This window comes from Polynucleobacter finlandensis (assembly GCF_018881755.1).
Lineage (GTDB): Bacteria > Pseudomonadota > Gammaproteobacteria > Burkholderiales > Burkholderiaceae > Polynucleobacter > Polynucleobacter finlandensis.
The window spans coordinates 80,810-97,947 of the sequence record NZ_JACVPS010000003.1 but is presented as its reverse complement, the minus strand read 5'-3'; the positions used below and the strand labels follow the sequence as shown (position 1 = coordinate 97,947).

The following is a 17,138-nucleotide window of genomic DNA, read 5'->3' as shown; positions in this document are numbered from 1 at the left end:
CAGTCTTGCGAGTGCACATTAAGTTTGCGCAGTTAAATTTTCTTTTAGCCATTGAGACAATTGCTCAACATCATCAACATGCGCTAACGATGGTGAAGTCTTTAAAGTGTCGGGTGGATGGGCTCCATAAGTCACTGCTACAGCATCCACGCCAGCATTTGCCGCCATATCTAAATCATGTGTGGTATCACCAATCATCAGCATGCGACGCACCGGTACTTGGGTAACATCTGATAACTCTAGCAGCATCCCAGGGTGGGGTTTTGAGAAGGACTCATCAGCCGTTCTGGTTTCATGAAACAAATGCCCAATGTCGTGAAACCCCAAGGATCGGTCAAGCCCCACGCGAGACTTGCCCGTGGCAACGCCGAGCAAATAACCATCGGCTCTCAATTGCACAAGTAACTCGCGTATGCCGGTGAATAAATGGAGCTCATGGTCTTTCGCTAAATAGTGATAACGAAAGCGATCGGTTAATTTAGGGAAGTGGGTTGGCTCAATCCAAGGGACGGCCCTGCGTAATGAATCATGAATACCCAAACCAATCACTGAGCTCGCCAAAGAATCATCTGGCTCTTTAAAACCCAAGTCCCGACAAGCTTGCTGAATACAGTGCACGATGGTTGGCGTGGAGTCCATGATGGTTCCATCCCAATCCCACACTACCAGGTCATACCGTCTATCGGGCTTCGTTGTTTCTGTCATCTCTACTGAAGTAATTCTCTTAGTCAGCACTTTGAACTTCAAAGGTTTTCATCATCGCCGCAAACTCGGCAGGCAATGGCGACTCAATGCGCATCTTTTCACCGGTGCGGGGATGCGTAAATCCAGCTAAGTGGGCGTGTAAATAGAGTCTTTTGGATTTAATCAACTTATCCTGATCTTCAAAGCCATACTTGTCATCACCCAAAATCGAGTGGTCTAGCTTTTGCAAGTGAACCCGGATCTGGTGGGTGCGCCCTGTTTTTAATTGGGCCTCAGCTAAGGTAATGACGGCATCTCCACGCTTCATCGTTTTGATCACGCGTAAAGCAGTATGGCTAGGCAAACCATCAGGATCTACGCGCACCCGGCGCTCGCCATTGGCTAATAAATACTTATGTAATGGGAATTTCAATTGCATGACGCCCGTTCCCTGCTCGATCTCGCCATGTGCCAACAGGTAGTAACGTTTATCCGTCTGCCCTTCTCGGATCTGGCGATGCATCTCCACTAAAGCACTCCGCTTCTTAGCCAGCAATAAAACGCCTGATGTATCCCGATCTAGGCGATGCACCAATTCTAAGAAATGCAATTCTGGACGGGTAATCCGTAAAGTTTCGATCACACCTAAGGCAATTCCAGAACCACCATGGACAGCTAATCCGGATGGCTTATTCACAATCAAGAGCGCTTCATCCTCAAAAAGGATGGGCATTTTGTCTGAGTAGCCCCTGGCACGGGATTTGGTTTGGGCGGTATTCACCGCAGCCATCTGAGCAGGTTCAGCCAAACGAACGGGCGGCAACCTCACGATATCCCCCTCAATTAAGCGGGTAGTGGGTTCAGCGCGCTTCTTGTTTACCCGAACCTCGCCAGAGCGAATAATTCGGTAAACATGGCTTTTGGGAACGCCTTTCGCCCAACGCAGTAGATAGTTATCTAGGCGCTGACCAGCCTCTTCTGGGCCAATAGTCTGCATCAGAACCACTGCAGGAGTGGTGGTTTTAGGGTTTGCGGACTTGGGAATGGATTCGGGTTTCATGATTTATCTCTCTCGCCACCTCGGCGAGGGACTCAACAATACCCCATTGTCATTCAACTTGTGCCGTATAATCAACGCTCTAGCCAATTTATTGGCCCGAGACCAGCCTGAAGTCAGGCTTGAATCGTGGAGCTTGGAGTCGCTCTTAATAGGCTCCCAGGGTTGCCCCTCCCCTGTTTAATGAGGCGCAGGGTTGGTGTGCCGTATGCCGCGACCCGCGATTAGAAGACAGTTTTCAGGCGCGCGCCTGCATTGATGACCTAAAGGAGGTCTCTGCGGCGATCGTCAAGTGTGGCACCGATTGAACCAAGGTTTAAACCGGTGTACTAGGCAAGATATGCCTAGATTTGCTTGATCCACACTCATAAAGCCACCGGTGGGCTATGCCCCAAGTGCTTATAACTGCCCCTAACGCACCGCCGCAACGACGCCCTCCCCCATAGGAGAGAGTGTTATGAAACGCATGTTGTTTAATGCAACTCAACAAGAAGAGTTGCGAGTTGCCATCGTTGATGGTCAAAAACTCATTGATATTGATATCGAAGCTGCCGGTCGCGAACAGCGCAAAGGCAACATTTACAAAGGTGTTATTACTCGCATTGAGCCATCGCTCGAAGCTTGCTTTGTAAATTACGGTGAAGAGCGTCATGGCTTCCTGCCATTTAAGGAAGTTGCGCGCACCTACTTTAAAGAAGGTATCGACGTCCGCAATGCTTCCATCAAAGAAGCGCTGCGCGAAGGTCAAGAAATCATTGTTCAGGTAGAAAAAGAAGAGCGCGGCCAAAAAGGCGCTGCCCTCACCTCTTTCGTCTCCCTAGCAGGTCGTTATTTGGTTTTGATGCCAAACAACCCACGTGGAGGCGGCGTATCCCGTCGCATTGAAGGTGAAGACCGTCAAGAACTCCGCGACGCAATGTCCCAATTGGATATACCAGATGGCATGAGCATCATTGCTCGTACTGCTGGTATTGGCCGTGATGCCACTGAATTACAGTGGGATTTAAGTTACCTCATGCAGTTATGGGGCGCCATTGATGAGGCCGCCAAAGGCAACTCAGCACCATTATTGATTTACCTTGAGTCTAGTTTGGTGATTCGCGCAATTCGCGATTACTTCCAGCCTGATATCGGCGAGATCCTCATCGATACCGATGACATCTATGAGCAAGCTGCAGCATTTATGTCGGTAGTCATGCCAGACAATCTGCCAAGAGTGAAGCGCTATCAAGATGATGTGCCTTTGTTCTCACGCTTCCAAATTGAACATCAAATTGAAACAGCCTACTCACGCACAGTGCCATTGCCATCTGGCGGCGCCATTGTGATCGACCATACCGAAGCCTTGGTATCAGTTGACGTGAACTCTGCACGCGCTACCCGCGGCTCTGATATTGAAGAGACTGCTACCCGCACCAATTTAGAAGCTGCCGATGAAATCGCTCGTCAAGCACGTTTACGTGACTTGGGTGGCTTGATCGTCATTGACTTTATTGATATGGAATCGAGCAAAGCGCAGAAGGATGTTGAGAATCGCCTACGCGATGCTCTACGTCATGACCGTGCTCGCGTTCAAATGGGCAAGATCTCCAAATTTGGCCTGATGGAAATGTCACGTCAGCGTTTGCGACCTGCCCTCTCTGAAGGTAGCCATGTCACCTGCCCACGTTGTAACGGTACAGGTCATATTCGTGATACTGAATCATCAGCATTGCAAGTCTTGAGGATTATTCAAGAAGAGGCAATGAAAGAAAATACGGCGGCGATTCATACTCAGGTGCCAGTTGAAGTAGCGGCATTCCTGCTCAACGAGAAACGCCCTGAAGTTATCAAGATTGAGACTCGTTTCAAGGTCAATGTCTTAATGATTCCTAATAAGCATTTAGAAACGCCGCATTACAAGCTTGAGCGCTTACGTCATGACGACCCACGTCTTGACGATCAAAAAGCCAGCTATGTAATGGCTGAAGAAGCTGCCCGCGAACTCGAGACCGACACCACTGTTAGCAAAAAAGATGCAGACGTGAAGGTTCGCCCAGAGGCTGCTGTTAAGGGTATTACACCTAATGCTCCAGCGCCTGTAAGTCAGCCGCGCCCAGCACGTGGAGAGCCAGCTAAAGTAGAAAGCTCGGGCGGATTCTTTGGCTTTATTAAGAGCCTCTTCTCCTCATCAACGCCAGAAGCAAAGCCTGAACCTGTTGCACCGCGTGGTCGTAATCAAGGTCGCAATGGTGATCGCAACAACCGCAACGGTAATCGTGGTCGCCGTGGTGAACGTGCTGAGCGTCCGGCAGTTGCTGCTACCGAAGGTGCAACGACTGAAGGTGGCAATCGCAACCGTAACGGTCGCAATGGCAACCGTAACCAGAATGGTCCAAAGCCAGAGCGTACAGAAACACCTCGTAGCCAAGCCGCTGTAACACCAGCAACTGAAGCCGCTCCAAACGGTGAAGCTGCCCCAAGCGCAGAAGGTGATGAACAGCGTCGTGGTCGTGGTCGCAATCGTCGCGGTCGTGGTCGTGGCCAACGCGAGCGTACTGATGCCAATGGTGAGGCAGTGATTGCTTCTGTTGTTGCAGTAACAACTTCATTTACTGGTCCTCCTGTAGGTATGGCTGGTGTTTCAGCAACAATGCCAACCAAGGATTTAGCGCATAGCTTTGGCAATAACAAGCCGGCTGCCAGTGAGCCTAAAGAAAGATCAGAAAGAGCACCACGTGGAGAAAAAACTCCACGCGCACCTCGTCCTGCTCAAGTTGCCACTCCAGCTCCAGTTGCGGCACCCGCAATTGAAGTGATCGCAAAGCCAATGCCAGAACTTCCTAAGGTTGCCTTCCAGGCGCTAGAAGAAACTCCTTTGCATAGCGTTGTGCAATCTGCTGGAATGATTTGGGTAGCAACCGACTCCAGCAAACATGCAGAAGCGCAAAGCCAGATTAAGGCTGAGCCAGTGGCTTCTAATTTAGGCAGAGCACCTAAGCCAGCGGCAAGCTTGCCTGATGGCCCAATGGTTTTGGTTGAAACCGGCGGTCAAGAAAAAGCGGTCTAAAACGATTTCTCCAGGTTGCCATTTATCTCACAAGGGTATTTGGCAACTTGGCAGAAACTCCGTTTCAAAGCCATAATCCCCTTATGGTTGATAAAGTAATCCCTATTCGGATCGATGAAGGCAAAGGCCTTACGCCGTCCATTCCTGGGAAATTAGTTCCAGCCCATTCCCACACCAAAGATTTACGTGGGCGCACTCTTCGTGACTTACGCATATCGGTAACTGATCGCTGCAACTTCCGCTGCACCTATTGCATGCCAAAGGAAGTATTTGATCAGAGCTACCCCTACCTCTCTCACCAAGAACTTCTCAGCTTCGAGGAGATCGCGCGACTGAGCTCTATATTTGCAAGTTTGGGCATTGAAAAAATTCGGTTAACAGGCGGAGAACCTTTACTTCGCAAGAATCTAGAAGTACTCGTTGAGATGTTGGCAACGATTCGCACGCCATCTGGAAGCGCGCTAGATCTCACCCTGACAACCAATGGCAGCATCTTGCGTAAAAAAGCACGCGCGCTAAAAGATGCTGGTCTAAATCGCATCACTGTGAGCCTTGATGGTCTGAACGATGAGATCTTCAAAAAAATGAATGACGTGGATTTTCCGGTACATGATGTTTTAGCTGGCATTGCTGCAGCCCAAGAAGTCGGCTTCTCTAGCATCAAAGTGAATATGGTGGTTAAGAAGGGTACGAACGACCATGAGATCTTAGCCATGGCAAAGCACTTCAAAGGCAGCAACATTGTTCTGAGATTTATCGAGTTTATGGATGTCGGTAGCTCTAATGGCTGGGATATGACTCAGGTCCTCCCATCCAAAGAAGTCATTGCCAGAATTCATGCAGCATTTCCGCTAGAGCCAATTGATGCGAACTACCAGGGTGAAGTTGCACAGCGCTGGCGCTATGTCGATGGTTCTGGCGAGATCGGCGTGATTTCTAGCGTCACTCAAACTTTCTGTCACGAATGCACACGTGCACGCATCTCCACTGACGGACAAATGTATCTTTGCTTATTTGCTAATGAGGGTTTTGATTTCAAAACCATGCTTCGTTCAGATAAGACAGATTTAGAAATCGCCAATGCCATCATGTCAACATGGGCAGGTCGTGATGATCATTATTCTGAAGTGCGTGGTTCTCATACTGCAAGTCCAGCCTCTGGCCATCGCAAGGTTGAGATGTCTTACATTGGCGGCTAATGATTTCTGCAGATCACATTACTGGACTGATTTTGGCTGGTGGCCGCGCCCAGCGTATGGGTGGCATTGATAAGGGCTTAATTCCCTTTCATGGCAAAGCGTTGATTGAGTCAGCGATACAGGCCCTAAAGAGTCAAGTTGGTCAAATTCTGATTAACGCAAACCGCAATATCACCAAATATTCTATTTATGGATATCCAGTGATTGTGGATGAGGCACCTGACTTTTCAGGTCCCTTAGCTGGATTCCTCGCAGGCTTAAAGGTCTGCAAAACGCCTTACCTAGTGACCTCGCCTTGTGACTCGCCACTGATGCCACCTGACCTATGCGCAAAGCTTGCAGAGGAGCTTGAAAGCGGTAACTACCAATTGGTTTACGCCTCAACCAAAGAAGCCAGTGGAAAAATCTGGGCGCAGCCTGTCTTTTGTTTCATGCGTAGTGATGTAAAGAGCTCATTAAAGGAATTTCTCAGTAAAGGTGATCTCAAAATTGACAATTGGTTTAAGGAGCTACGCACTAGCACTGTTATCTTTGAAAATGCTAAAGCCTTTGCAAACGTGAATACCCCAGAAGAACTGCAGCATTTAGAGGCGATGTCCAAATGACACATTCTCCCAATGATCCAATCCTCTTAAGCTCTTCATTACATGTTGATGAAGCGCGCAAAGCAATTTCCGACTTAGTTAAAGATCTACTTGCAGAAGCTCGTAACATTACTAGCCAAAGCGCTATTGAATTGGTTTCTTTAGACCAAGCGATCAATCGCATTTTGGCTGAAGATTTGCTATCACCAATCGATGTGCCATCTGCAGATAACTCGGCAATGGATGGCTATGCCTTTCATGGGAATTGCCTTGGAAATTCTGAAGATATCGTTTCATTAAAGGTGATTGGCACTGCTTATGCAGGAAAGCCTTTTGAGGGCAATATCGGTGCCGGAGAGTGTCTCAAGATTATGACTGGGGCCCTGATGCCCAATGGCTGTGACACCGTTATTCCACAAGAACTCACAAGCACTCCAAGCGATGCATCGATTGAGTTCAAACAGAGCCTACTAAAGCCTGGCGAGAATCGCCGCCTTCGCGGTGAGGATCTGCAAAATGGCAAGCCAGCAATTGAGGCCGGACGACTCTTGCGCCCCTCTGATTTGGGCTTAGCGGCTTCACTAGGCATTGCTACTCTGAAAGTGCATCGCAAACTCAAGGTTGCTATCCTCTCCTCCGGTGATGAATTACGTACCCTTGGAGAAGCTTTAGACGCGGGTAGCATTTACGATAGCAATCGCTACAGCCTCACTGGTTTATTAAATCGCTTAGATCTCGAGATCATTGACTGCGGTATCGTCCGCGATGATCCCGTATCTCTCAAAGAGGCATTTTGTAATGCAGCCAAAGTTGCCGATGTGCTCATTTCCTCGGGAGGAGTCTCTGTTGGCGAGGCCGACTTCACCAAGCAAATCATGCAAGATCTGGGTGATGTTGGATTCTGGAAAATTGCAATGCGCCCCGGTAGACCGATGGCATTTGGCACCCTCAAGCCTATAGCAGGCCAATCATCACCTCACAAGACCCTATTCTTTGGGTTGCCTGGCAACCCAGTTGCCGTCATGGTCACCTTCTACCAGTTTGTCCGTGCAGCACTTTTGCAACTCAATGGCGCCGCACAGACTGAACCACCATTAACCCAAGCTATCTCGGAGTCGGCAATCCGCAAGAAGCCTGACCGTACAGAATTCCAACGCGCCATTTTGGGGCGTGGCAAAGATGGCAAACCCACAGTCAAACTCACCGGCAGCCAAGGCGCTGGAATTTTGCGCTCTATGAGTGAAGCCAACTGCTTTGTGATTCTTCACCACGATCAGGGAAATATTGCGGCTGGGGATTGGGTAGATGTAGCGCTTTTTGATGGACTGCTTTAAGATTGTTCCTCATGAAACTTAGCAAAAAAGAAATCGTCTTCCTAGACCCAATGCACACCGCCAAAACACTCGTTTTGGTTTATCTATGTTTTTCTGTTCCAATTGTTTTGTTGGCTCTCTTTGTAGCCTTCATTCGAGATGGTGCGATCCCTGGATTTACCGTGCTTTCTGCACTCATCCTCAATGCCTTGCTTGGCTTTGGTTTGCTGTGGATTGCATGCAAGGTCTACAACTGGGTTGCAGATACCTTTGGTGGTATTGAAATCGCAATCAAAGAACTTCACGAAGAAATTGAAACTGAGTAGTTTCAATTTTTAGTTCTCTAAGCCTTAAATAATTCCTTATTAATTAAACTTGGTGGCGTCTTGCCATCGAGAGCAGCACGTAAATTTTCAATCGCAAGATCAACCATTGCTCTACGTGTTGTTTCAGTTGCACTTGCAATATGCGGAGCCAAGACAACATTACTCAATTTTAGTAACTCTGGATTGACTTTGGGTTCGCCCTCAAACACATCCAAGCCGGCAGCAAAAATGGTTCCTGCTTTTAAGGCTTGAGCCAAAGCCAGATCATCCACAATCCCCCCGCGCGCAATATTGACAAGGGTTGCAGTCGGTTTCATCAAGGCAATTTCTTTTGCGCCAATCGTATGATGATTTTCAGCGGTGTAAGGCAAAACCAAAACCACATGATCTGCATTACGCAATAAATCTTCCTTAGAGACATAACTTGCGCCACATGCCTTTTCATCTACCTCGGAGAGGCGGCTGCGATTGTGATAAATCACTTTCATTCCAAAACCTAATGCTCGCTTTGCAATGCCTTGACCAATGCGTCCCATGCCAATAATGCCTAGCGTACTGTGATGCAAATCCATCCCTAGAGGATTATTCACAATCGACCACTGATCCCATTTACCAGCACGAATCCAATGTTCAGACTCGGTGATGCGACGCGCTGTTGCCATTAAAAGAGCAAAGCCAAAATCAGCAGTGGTATCGGTTAATACATCTGGTGTGTTGGTTGCTATCACTCCAGCAGCGCTCATAGCCGTCACATCAAAATTGTTATAGCCAACAGAAATATTAGCCACTACCTTTAAACCATTTGCTGCCGATAAGGCATTGGCATCAATTCTTTCGCTCCCCGTTACTAAAGCCCCTACAACTCCAGCAAGCTCCTTTTGTAGCTCTGCAGGCGTAAAAATTTGGTCAGATTGGTTTGATCGAACTTCAAAGGATTCCTCCAATTTAGCAAGCGCCTCAGGGAATATGGCTCTGGCCACCAAAATTTTGGGTTTATTGGTCATAGATTGGGTATTTGTTGAAATAGTCATGTCTGGAACTTTACCTTAAGTAAATTGCAGCTTTTGCCTGAAAAACAGGCTAATTCGGCTAAAATTGAACTTTTATAAATACTAGCCCATGCAACTCGCGGGCCCTTAATCCAAAAACATCATGACTTACGTTGTTACTGAATCCTGTATCCGCTGCAAATACACTGACTGCGTTGACGTTTGCCCCGTTGACTGCTTCCGCGAAGGTCCTAATTTTTTAGTGATTGACCCAGACGAGTGCATTGACTGTGCCGTGTGCGTTCCAGAATGTCCCGTAAATGCCATCTATGCAGAAGATGATGTTCCTGGCGACCAACAAGATTTCATCAAGCTCAATGCCGACTTGTCCCCATCGTTTACCTCTATCACCAAATCCAAAGCTGCATTGCCGGATGCGGATGAGTGGAAAGATGTTAAAAACAAGCTTGATCAACTAGCTAAGTAATTAGCCAAGAGATTTAGCATTGCAACAGCCTATTGAAACCGACGCAGTCATTATTGGCGCCGGTCCAGTAGGTCTCTTTCAGGTCTTTGAACTAGGCCTTCTAGAAATCAAAGCACACGTGATTGACTCGCTACCATTACCGGGTGGTCAATGCGTAGAACTGTATCCCGATAAGCCGATCTACGACATCCCAGCAATACCGGTATGTACAGGGCAAGAGCTCACCAATAACCTGCTTAAGCAAATTGAGCCATTTAACGCACAATTTCATCTGGGGCAAGAAGTCATATCTCTTGAGCAACAAGAGGATGGCCGTCTCAAACTAGTCACCTCACTTGGTAAAGAATTCATCAGCAGAACAGTTTTCATTGCAGCTGGTGTTGGCGCCTTTCAGCCTCGCACCCTTAAGTTAGATGGCATTGAGGCTTTTGAGGGAAAACAACTTTTTTATAGCGTCAAAGATCCAGAACGATTTCAAGACAAACGTATTGTGATTTTTGGTGGCGGTGACTCAGCCCTAGATTGGGCGCTGCATTTTGTTGGCAAGGCTAAAAGCGTTGTTCTGATTCATCGCAGAGATGACTTCAAAGCGGCACCAAAATCGATTACCAGAATGCGCGAACTTTGCGCCACACATGCGATGGAGTTCATCGTTGGGCAACCTACTGGCTACGAAGTTCTCAATGATCGCCTGAGCGAAGTGAGTGTGGCTGATATTGATGGCAATACCCACCAAATACCAGTGGACGATGTATTGGTATTTTTTGGCTTATCTCCAAAATTGGGTCCTATTGTGGACTGGGGTCTGGAGATCGATCGCAAACAAATCACCGTCAATACCGCCACCTTTCAAACTGGCACCCTCGGAATTTATGCAGTGGGTGATATCAATATCTACCCGGGGAAAAAGAAGCTTATTTTGTCTGGCTTTCATGAGGCAGCACTGGCAGCCTTTGCAGCCGCTGAATATCTTCACCCTGAGAAACAGATTCAACTGCAATACACCACCACCTCCCCCAAGCTTCATAAAGCACTTGGGGTAAAAAGTCCTACATTCGAGTAAGCTCTATCTACATCATTTACCTTTAGACAATATTTATGCACCAATATCACGATCTCATGAAGGAAGTCCTAGCCAAGGGCGTTAAAAAGTCAGATAGAACGGGTACTGGCACGCTGTCCGTATTTGGGCATCAAATGCGCTTCAATTTGGCGGATGGCTTTCCGATGGTCACGACCAAGAAGCTTCACCTCAAATCCATCATTTATGAATTATTGTGGTTTCTCAAAGGCAGTACTGACAATAATTGGCTAAAAGAACGTGGTGTTTCCATTTGGAATGAATGGGCTGCTCCAGATGGAGATCTCGGCCCTATCTATGGCTACCAATGGCGCTCTTGGCCTGCACCCAATGGTCAGCATATTGATCAAATCTCTGAGATTCTGGAAACGATTAAGAAAAATCCAGATTCACGCCGCATTATTGTGTCGGCATGGAACGTTGCTGATATTCCTCGCATGGCCTTGGCACCTTGTCATGCCTTCTTTCAGTTTTATGTGGCCGATGGCAAGCTCTCTTGCCAGCTCTACCAACGCAGTGCAGATATTTTCCTCGGCGTACCCTTCAATATCGCTAGCTATGCCTTGTTAACGCATATGGTCGCCCAGCAATGCAACTTAGAGGTTGGCGACTTCATTTGGACTGGTGGTGATTGTCATCTATACAGCAACCATTTAGAGCAAGTAGATCTTCAGCTCTCCAGGGATTTTTATCCACTACCTAAACTCAAAATTCTTCGTAAACCAGACTCGCTATTTGACTATGAGTTTGAAGATTTTGAGATTGCCGGCTATGAATCTCACCCACACATTAAAGCTCCAGTAGCTATTTAAGAAACTCAGCTAGTCATGACACAACCTGCTATCTCGATGATTGTGGCGCGCTCGCGCAATCATGTCATTGGTCGCGACAACCAAATGCCTTGGAAGATTTCTGCAGATTTGCAATTCTTCAAGCGCGTCACCATGGGACACCCTGTCATCATGGGCCGCAAGACCTGGGAGTCCATTGGCCGCCCCCTCCCTGGTAGACGCAATATTGTTGTGAGTAGAAACCCAGACCTTCAATTAACCGGCGCAGAATTAGCAGGCTCACTCGATGAGGCACTCAATCGCTTAAGTGAATTTCCCCGTGTTTTTGTGATCGGTGGTGAGCAACTTTTTACGCAAGGCTTTAAAAAAGCAGATTGCCTTTATCTTACCGAGATTGATATTGATGTAGAAGGTGGTGACACCTTCTTTGAAGTGCCTAATCCATCCGAATGGCAAGAGATAGAACGAACGCCGGGCAGTGAAGGCGACATCTCTTTTCATTTTCTAAAACTTGAACGAAAATAAATAAAAAGGGCTCTTAGGAGCCCTTTTTATTTCACCAAAAAAATATATTGATCAAAGTTTCTTGCTAAAGCTATATTGCGCAAACGCTTGCTCTGCTAAACCAAACCACTGCGCTTCCATATTTCTGAAGGCTCGGTAGTCTTCAAAGATCTTTTTGAACTGCGGGTTCTTGGCGGACTCTTCGGCATAGGTTTCTTGCGAAGCCTTAAAACAAGCATCCATTACTGAGGTATTGAATTTGCGTAATACCGCTCCATTCTGAACAAGCCGTTGCAGGGCCGGTGGATTGAGCGCATCGTACTTGGCGCACATATCGGTATGCGCCTCAAAGCATGCCGCTTCCCAAGCTGCCTGATATGAAGGTGGCAGTTCATCCCACTTCTTCTTATTGACCAAGAATGAAAGCGCCGCACTTCCTTCCCACCAAGCTGGGTAGTAATAGTTCTTAGCTACTTTAGCCAAGCCTAGCTTTTCATCATCGTATGGGCCCACAAACTCAGCAGCATCAATCGTGCCTTTTTCAAGCGCTGAATAAATCTCACCAGCCGGTAGTTGCTGAGGTACCACGCCGAGCTTAGCTAAAACCTGGCCGGCAAACCCAGCAATACGAAATTTGAGGCCTTTGAAATCTTCAGGTGATTTAATTTCTTTACGGAACCAGCCACCCATTTGAGTACCAGTCTGACCGCCCAGAAAGTTCACCAAGTTATAACTGGCATATAGCTCACGTATCAACTTCATGCCATTACCCTGCAGCATCCAAGCAGTTTGCTGACGAGCTGTCATACCAAATGGTGCTGCGGTATCAAAAATGAATGCGCTATTTTTACCAAGGTAGTAATAGCTTGCAGTATGTCCACACTCGACAGTGCCATTTTGAACGGCATCTAACACCTGAAGCGCAGGCACGACTTCACCAGCTGCAAACACTTTGATATTAAATTTGCCATCCGTTGCCTTGCGCAAAGAATTAGCAAAAACCTCTGGCGTGCCATATAAGGTATCTAAAGATTTAGGAAAACTGGAAACTAAACGCCAATTTAGCGTCGGCAAGCTTTGTCCAAGCGCAGGGGCGGCTAAAGCAGCAGCGCCAGCTCCTAAAGTGGCCTTCTTTAAAAAGGAACGTCTTTGCATACTGATCTCCCTTAACTTTTCTGATGAAGTTCTAAAAGTATATCTATTCCAAATCGCTGGACTATTTACCGCCCACCGTCATAGATCTAATCAAGATTGAGCCGGTTTCCTTGGTTCCGCGAATCAGGGTATCGCCACCAATTAACTCAATATTGAGCAACATGTCTTTTAAGTTTCCAGCAATAGTGACTTCTTCAACTGGATACTGAATTTCGCCATTCTCTACCCAATAACCAAAAGCGCCACGCGAATAATCGCCAGTGACATAGTTCACGCCCTGCCCCATTAACTCGGTGACTAATAAACCTGTTCCCATTGCCTTTAGGAGTGCTGGTAAGCCACCCTTGGGAGTTTTTGTACTCTCTAAAGTCAAATGGTGAGACCCACCCGCATTACCAGTGGTTTTCATGCCTAACTTACGAGCGGAGTATGTGGACAAAAAGTAGCCTTCTAGAATGCCTTTATCCACAACAGTGCGGGCCGCAGTCTTGACCCCTTCCTCATCAAAAGGAGCGCTACCCGTCATCGATTTCATGTGAGGATTCTCAAACAAACTTACATGCTTAGGTAACACTTGCGTACCAAGACTATCCAATAAAAAGCTGGAGCGGCGATACAAAGATCCACCAGATACTGCCTGCACTAGACCGCCCAATATGCCCGCAGCCAAGGGTGCTTCAAAAATAACTGGGCAGCGACGGGTTGTCAGGGATCGAGCTTTAAGTCTTGATAGTGCACGTTGCGCAGCATACTTTCCAATGGCAGCAGGATCTGCAAGTTCTTCCGGGATTCGTGAACTGGAATACCAATCATCGCGCTGCATGGCGGATTTTTTTCCACCCTCACTGGCAATTGGTGCACAGGAAATATAGTGCCTAGAAAAAGGATAGCCACCCATAAACCCGTGAGTGGTGCCCATCATGAAATGCGCATGATGCGCAGATACTGAAGCGCCATCACTATTTTTAATTTGTTTACTGACGGCAAATGCTGCGCCTTCAGCAGTGCGTGCAATATCTACCGCCTGCTCAGTGTCCAATAACCACGGATGGAATAAATCGAGATCTAAGGGATGCTTCTCTAAAAGCTCAACTTCTGCAGGACCAGCGCAATCATCCTCGGCTGTATGTTGGGCAATATGGTACGCAGCCTCAACTGTCGCTTTTAAGGAATGTTTAGAAAAATCGCTGGTACTGGCATTGCCACGGCGGTGCCCCAAAAAAACAGTAACGCCCACCTGTTTATCGAGACTTTGCTCGATGGTCTCCACTTCGCCTTTGCGAACTGTGACAGAGAGGCCTTGGCCCTCTGAAATTTCCGCAATAGCGTCGGAAGCACCCCGCTTACGGGCCTCTGAAAGCATGAAATCAATGATTTCTGTGAACTGATGTGATGTGTAAGTAAACATGCCCTAATAATAGCTAGAATAGAAGCATGAAGCATACCGAAGCTTGGAAGCGCAATACTCCAAATGAAATCAAAATTGGTCTGATCTCCATCTCTGACCGAGCGAGCAAGGGCGTCTATAGCGACGAAGGCATTCCTGCCCTGCAAAGCTGGTTAATGAGCGCTATCAGCACGCCTTGCGTCTTCCATGAGCGCCTCATAGCTGACGAGCAAGAAATCATCACTGAGACGATTGTGGAGCTTGTGGATGATTTGGGATGTGACTTGGTATTAACTACTGGGGGGACTGGGCCATCCCGCAGAGATGTCACCCCAGAAGCCACCTTAGATGCCGGAACACGGGAAATGCCTGGCTTTGGTGAGCAAATGCGTCAAATTAGCCTACGATTTGTGCCGACAGCGATTTTATCGCGCCAAACTGCTGTTCTTCGCGAAATTGAAGGGCATGCTGCTCTCATTATTAATTTGCCCGGACAACCAAAAGCGATTGCTGAAACGCTTGAAGGGCTGAAAGATGCGGATGGAAAATCCATCGTTCCCGGTATCTTTGCTGCCGTTCCTTACTGCATTGATCTCATTGGTGGGCCGTACATCGAAACCAATGAATCCATCATCAAAGTCTTTAGACCCAAAAGCGCTATTCAGAAATCTTAAGCTTGCTCTGGCAATGGGACGATGAATTTGTCTCGGTAGTACTTGAGCTCTTCAATGGATTCTTCGATGTCAGCCAATGCCGTATGCGCTTGTTTCTTGGTGAAACCCTTCACTAACTCGGGATGCCAACGTTTGCAGAGTTCTTTCAAGGTCGAAACATCAATATTTCGATAATGAAAGTACGCCTCTAATTTGGGCATGTACTTAGCCATGAAGCGGCGGTCTTGGCCAATCGTATTGCCACACATTGGCGCAACGCCAGCTTTAACGTACTGCTTCAAAAAAGCAATACATTCAGCCTCTACAGTCACCTCATCTTGGGTGGCAGTCTTGACCTTATCAATCAAACCCGAACGTCCATGGGTACCCTTATTCCAAGCATCCATGGCGTCTAGCAAAGTGTCCTCTTGATGCACCACCCAAACAGGGGCAGTCGCAATCGTATTGAGATGGGCATCCGTCACAATGATGGCAATTTCTAGGATGCGTTCAGACTCTGGGTCTAAACCTGACATTTCCATATCAACCCACACCAGATTCTCGCTGGCAGGTGCTGACTTTGGGTCCGGGGTATTGGTTTTTTCGCTCATAACTATAATGATCTCATGACATTCACAATTGCTTTTCTAATTGCCTTTCTTGCAAGCTTTGGCCTGCGCCACTGGTTAGCCCAACGTCAAATGCGCTTTGTTGCCAAACATCGCGATAGCGTCCCAGCAGAGTTCGCCGAAAAAGTGACTTTAGCCGAACATCAAAAGGCGGCTGACTACACCATCGCTAAATTAAGGTTAGGTGTTTTAGAGAATGGTGTCAGCGCCATTATTTTAATTGGCTTCACCCTTTTAGGTGGCCTGCAGATTTTGAACATTTCCCTCTCGCAATTATTGGGCGATGGGATTACCCAGCAAATCGCTCTCCTAGGATCGATTGCGATTATTTCCGGAATAGTGGACCTGCCTTTTTCTTGGTACAAGCAATTTCATTTGGAAGAGCGCTTTGGGTTTAATCGCATGGGTAAACAACTCTTCTTTATCGATATGATTAAAGGCCTTGGAGTTGGCGCTGCTATTGGCATTCCATTGCTATGGGTCATTCTGAGCTTGATGGCTAAAGCAGGCGATCTGTGGTGGCTTTGGGCGTGGGTTGTATTGACTGTATTCAGTCTCTTGATGCAGTGGATTTTCCCTAGCTTCATCGCGCCTCTATTTAATAAATTCCAACCTCTACCGGATGGTGCCCTAAAGACTCAGATAGAGGCCCTCTTGGCTCGCTGTGAGTTTGCTAGTCAGGGATTATTTGTGATGGATGGTAGTAAGCGTAGCGCTCATGGCAATGCATTCTTTGCGGGCATGGGTAAAGCTAAGCGTATTGTGTTCTTTGACACATTGATTGAAAAATTAAATCCCGGTGAAGTTGAGGCAGTTTTAGCGCACGAACTCGGGCACTTCAAGTGCAAACACATTCGTAAACGTTTATTGGTGTCCTTTGCCTTGAGCTTTGGGATGTTCGCCTTATTGGGTTGGATTAGCACTCAGGTATGGTTTTATACTGACCTAGGTGTGATGCCAAACTTGAATGGTTACAACGGCGGCCTAGCGCTGGCACTCTTTATGCTGGTGTCACCAGTGTTCAGCTTCTTCTTCACACCATTGGCAAGCATTGCATCACGTAAACATGAATACGAAGCAGATGGTTTTGCGGCGACTAAATCTTCTGCTAAAGATCTGATCTCAGCACTGGTCAAACTCTATCAAGATAATGCCTCTACCTTGACGCCCGATCCGATCTATACCGCGTTTTATAGCTCGCATCCTCCTGCACCACTACGCATTGCCAATCTTCAACGTCAAAGCTAGAA

17 protein-coding genes are annotated in these 17,138 nt (G+C 47.4%); 11 read left to right on the top strand and 6 right to left on the bottom strand.

The genetic code is table 11. The annotated features are described in order from the left end of the window. Positions 1-18: 18 nt before the first annotated feature. The gene (locus ICN49_RS02700) at positions 19-705 is read right to left on the bottom strand and encodes an HAD-IA family hydrolase (protein ID WP_216165781.1); all 687 of its coding nucleotides are present in this window, start codon (positions 703-705) and stop codon (positions 19-21) included. A 19-nt stretch (positions 706-724) separates the two neighbouring features. Beyond that, positions 725-1,744, bottom strand: coding sequence for an RluA family pseudouridine synthase (locus ICN49_RS02695; protein ID WP_216165563.1), 1,020 nt, complete (start codon positions 1,742-1,744; stop codon positions 725-727). A gap of 454 nt (positions 1,745-2,198) precedes the next feature. Between ICN49_RS02695 and ICN49_RS02690 the strand changes: the two genes are divergently transcribed. The 5 genes from ICN49_RS02690 to ICN49_RS02670 all read left to right on the top strand — a co-directional run bounded on the left by ICN49_RS02690 (position 2,199) and on the right by ICN49_RS02670 (position 8,212). After that, on the top strand, positions 2,199-4,790 hold the full coding sequence (locus ICN49_RS02690) for a ribonuclease E/G (protein WP_216165561.1): 2,592 nt from the start codon (positions 2,199-2,201) through the stop codon (positions 4,788-4,790). Positions 4,791-4,873: 83 nt separating this feature from the next. Continuing rightward, on the top strand, positions 4,874-5,989 hold the full coding sequence (gene moaA / locus ICN49_RS02685; RefSeq protein WP_216165559.1) for a GTP 3',8-cyclase MoaA: 1,116 nt from the start codon (positions 4,874-4,876) through the stop codon (positions 5,987-5,989). Further along, on the top strand, positions 5,989-6,594 hold the full coding sequence (gene mobA / locus ICN49_RS02680) for a molybdenum cofactor guanylyltransferase MobA (protein ID WP_216165557.1): 606 nt from the start codon (positions 5,989-5,991) through the stop codon (positions 6,592-6,594). Before moaA ends, mobA begins: the two co-directional genes overlap by 1 nt. Further along, complete coding sequence (gene moeA / locus ICN49_RS02675; protein WP_216165555.1) at positions 6,591-7,907, top strand: molybdopterin molybdotransferase MoeA; 1,317 nt, start codon at positions 6,591-6,593, stop codon at positions 7,905-7,907. Before mobA ends, moeA begins: the two co-directional genes overlap by 4 nt. Before the next feature lie 11 nt (positions 7,908-7,918). After that, entirely contained in the window at positions 7,919-8,212 is a 294-nt protein-coding gene (locus ICN49_RS02670; RefSeq protein ID WP_216165553.1) for a hypothetical protein, read from the top strand. A gap of 17 nt (positions 8,213-8,229) precedes the next feature. Here the strand turns inward: ICN49_RS02670 and ICN49_RS02665 are convergent, their stop codons facing one another. Next, a complete protein-coding gene (locus ICN49_RS02665; RefSeq protein ID WP_216165551.1) occupies positions 8,230-9,243 on the bottom strand; it encodes a 2-hydroxyacid dehydrogenase in 1,014 nt (337 codons plus the stop codon). A 121-nt stretch (positions 9,244-9,364) separates the two neighbouring features. Between ICN49_RS02665 and fdxA the strand changes: the two genes are divergently transcribed. Genes fdxA through ICN49_RS02645 form a run of 4 tightly spaced genes read left to right on the top strand, consistent with a single transcriptional unit; the run spans position 9,365 to position 12,085 of the window. Continuing rightward, a complete protein-coding gene (gene fdxA, locus ICN49_RS02660; protein WP_216165549.1) occupies positions 9,365-9,688 on the top strand; it encodes a ferredoxin FdxA in 324 nt (107 codons plus the stop codon). A gap of 19 nt (positions 9,689-9,707) precedes the next feature. Further along, positions 9,708-10,751: an NAD(P)/FAD-dependent oxidoreductase gene (locus ICN49_RS02655; RefSeq protein WP_216165547.1), complete on the top strand. Its 1,044-nt coding sequence runs from the start codon at positions 9,708-9,710 to the stop codon at positions 10,749-10,751. 35 nt (positions 10,752-10,786) lie between these two features. Continuing rightward, a complete protein-coding gene (locus tag ICN49_RS02650; protein ID WP_216165546.1) occupies positions 10,787-11,581 on the top strand; it encodes a thymidylate synthase in 795 nt (264 codons plus the stop codon). A gap of 15 nt (positions 11,582-11,596) precedes the next feature. Continuing rightward, positions 11,597-12,085: a dihydrofolate reductase gene (locus ICN49_RS02645; protein WP_216165544.1), complete on the top strand. Its 489-nt coding sequence runs from the start codon at positions 11,597-11,599 to the stop codon at positions 12,083-12,085. A gap of 51 nt (positions 12,086-12,136) precedes the next feature. Here the strand turns inward: ICN49_RS02645 and ICN49_RS02640 are convergent, their stop codons facing one another. Both ICN49_RS02640 and pmbA read right to left on the bottom strand, forming a co-directional pair. Then, complete coding sequence (locus ICN49_RS02640; protein ID WP_216165543.1) at positions 12,137-13,219, bottom strand: TRAP transporter substrate-binding protein; 1,083 nt, start codon at positions 13,217-13,219, stop codon at positions 12,137-12,139. 61 nt (positions 13,220-13,280) lie between these two features. Beyond that, positions 13,281-14,627 (bottom strand): metalloprotease PmbA, encoded by a 1,347-nt coding sequence (gene pmbA, locus ICN49_RS02635; protein ID WP_216165541.1) that lies wholly within the window; start codon positions 14,625-14,627, stop codon positions 13,281-13,283. 26 nt (positions 14,628-14,653) lie between these two features. Here pmbA and mog point away from each other — a divergent pair, with 26 nt between their 5' ends. Next, a complete protein-coding gene (gene mog / locus ICN49_RS02630) occupies positions 14,654-15,280 on the top strand; it encodes a molybdopterin adenylyltransferase (RefSeq protein WP_216165539.1) in 627 nt (208 codons plus the stop codon). On the opposite strand, the gene orn is transcribed toward mog, so the two are convergent. Further along, a complete protein-coding gene (gene orn / locus ICN49_RS02625; protein WP_216165537.1) occupies positions 15,277-15,870 on the bottom strand; it encodes an oligoribonuclease in 594 nt (197 codons plus the stop codon). The genes mog and orn overlap by 4 nt on opposite strands. A gap of 15 nt (positions 15,871-15,885) precedes the next feature. Between orn and ICN49_RS02620 the strand changes: the two genes are divergently transcribed. Beyond that, positions 15,886-17,136, top strand: coding sequence for a M48 family metallopeptidase (locus ICN49_RS02620; protein WP_216165535.1), 1,251 nt, complete (start codon positions 15,886-15,888; stop codon positions 17,134-17,136). Positions 17,137-17,138 lie beyond the last annotated feature (2 nt).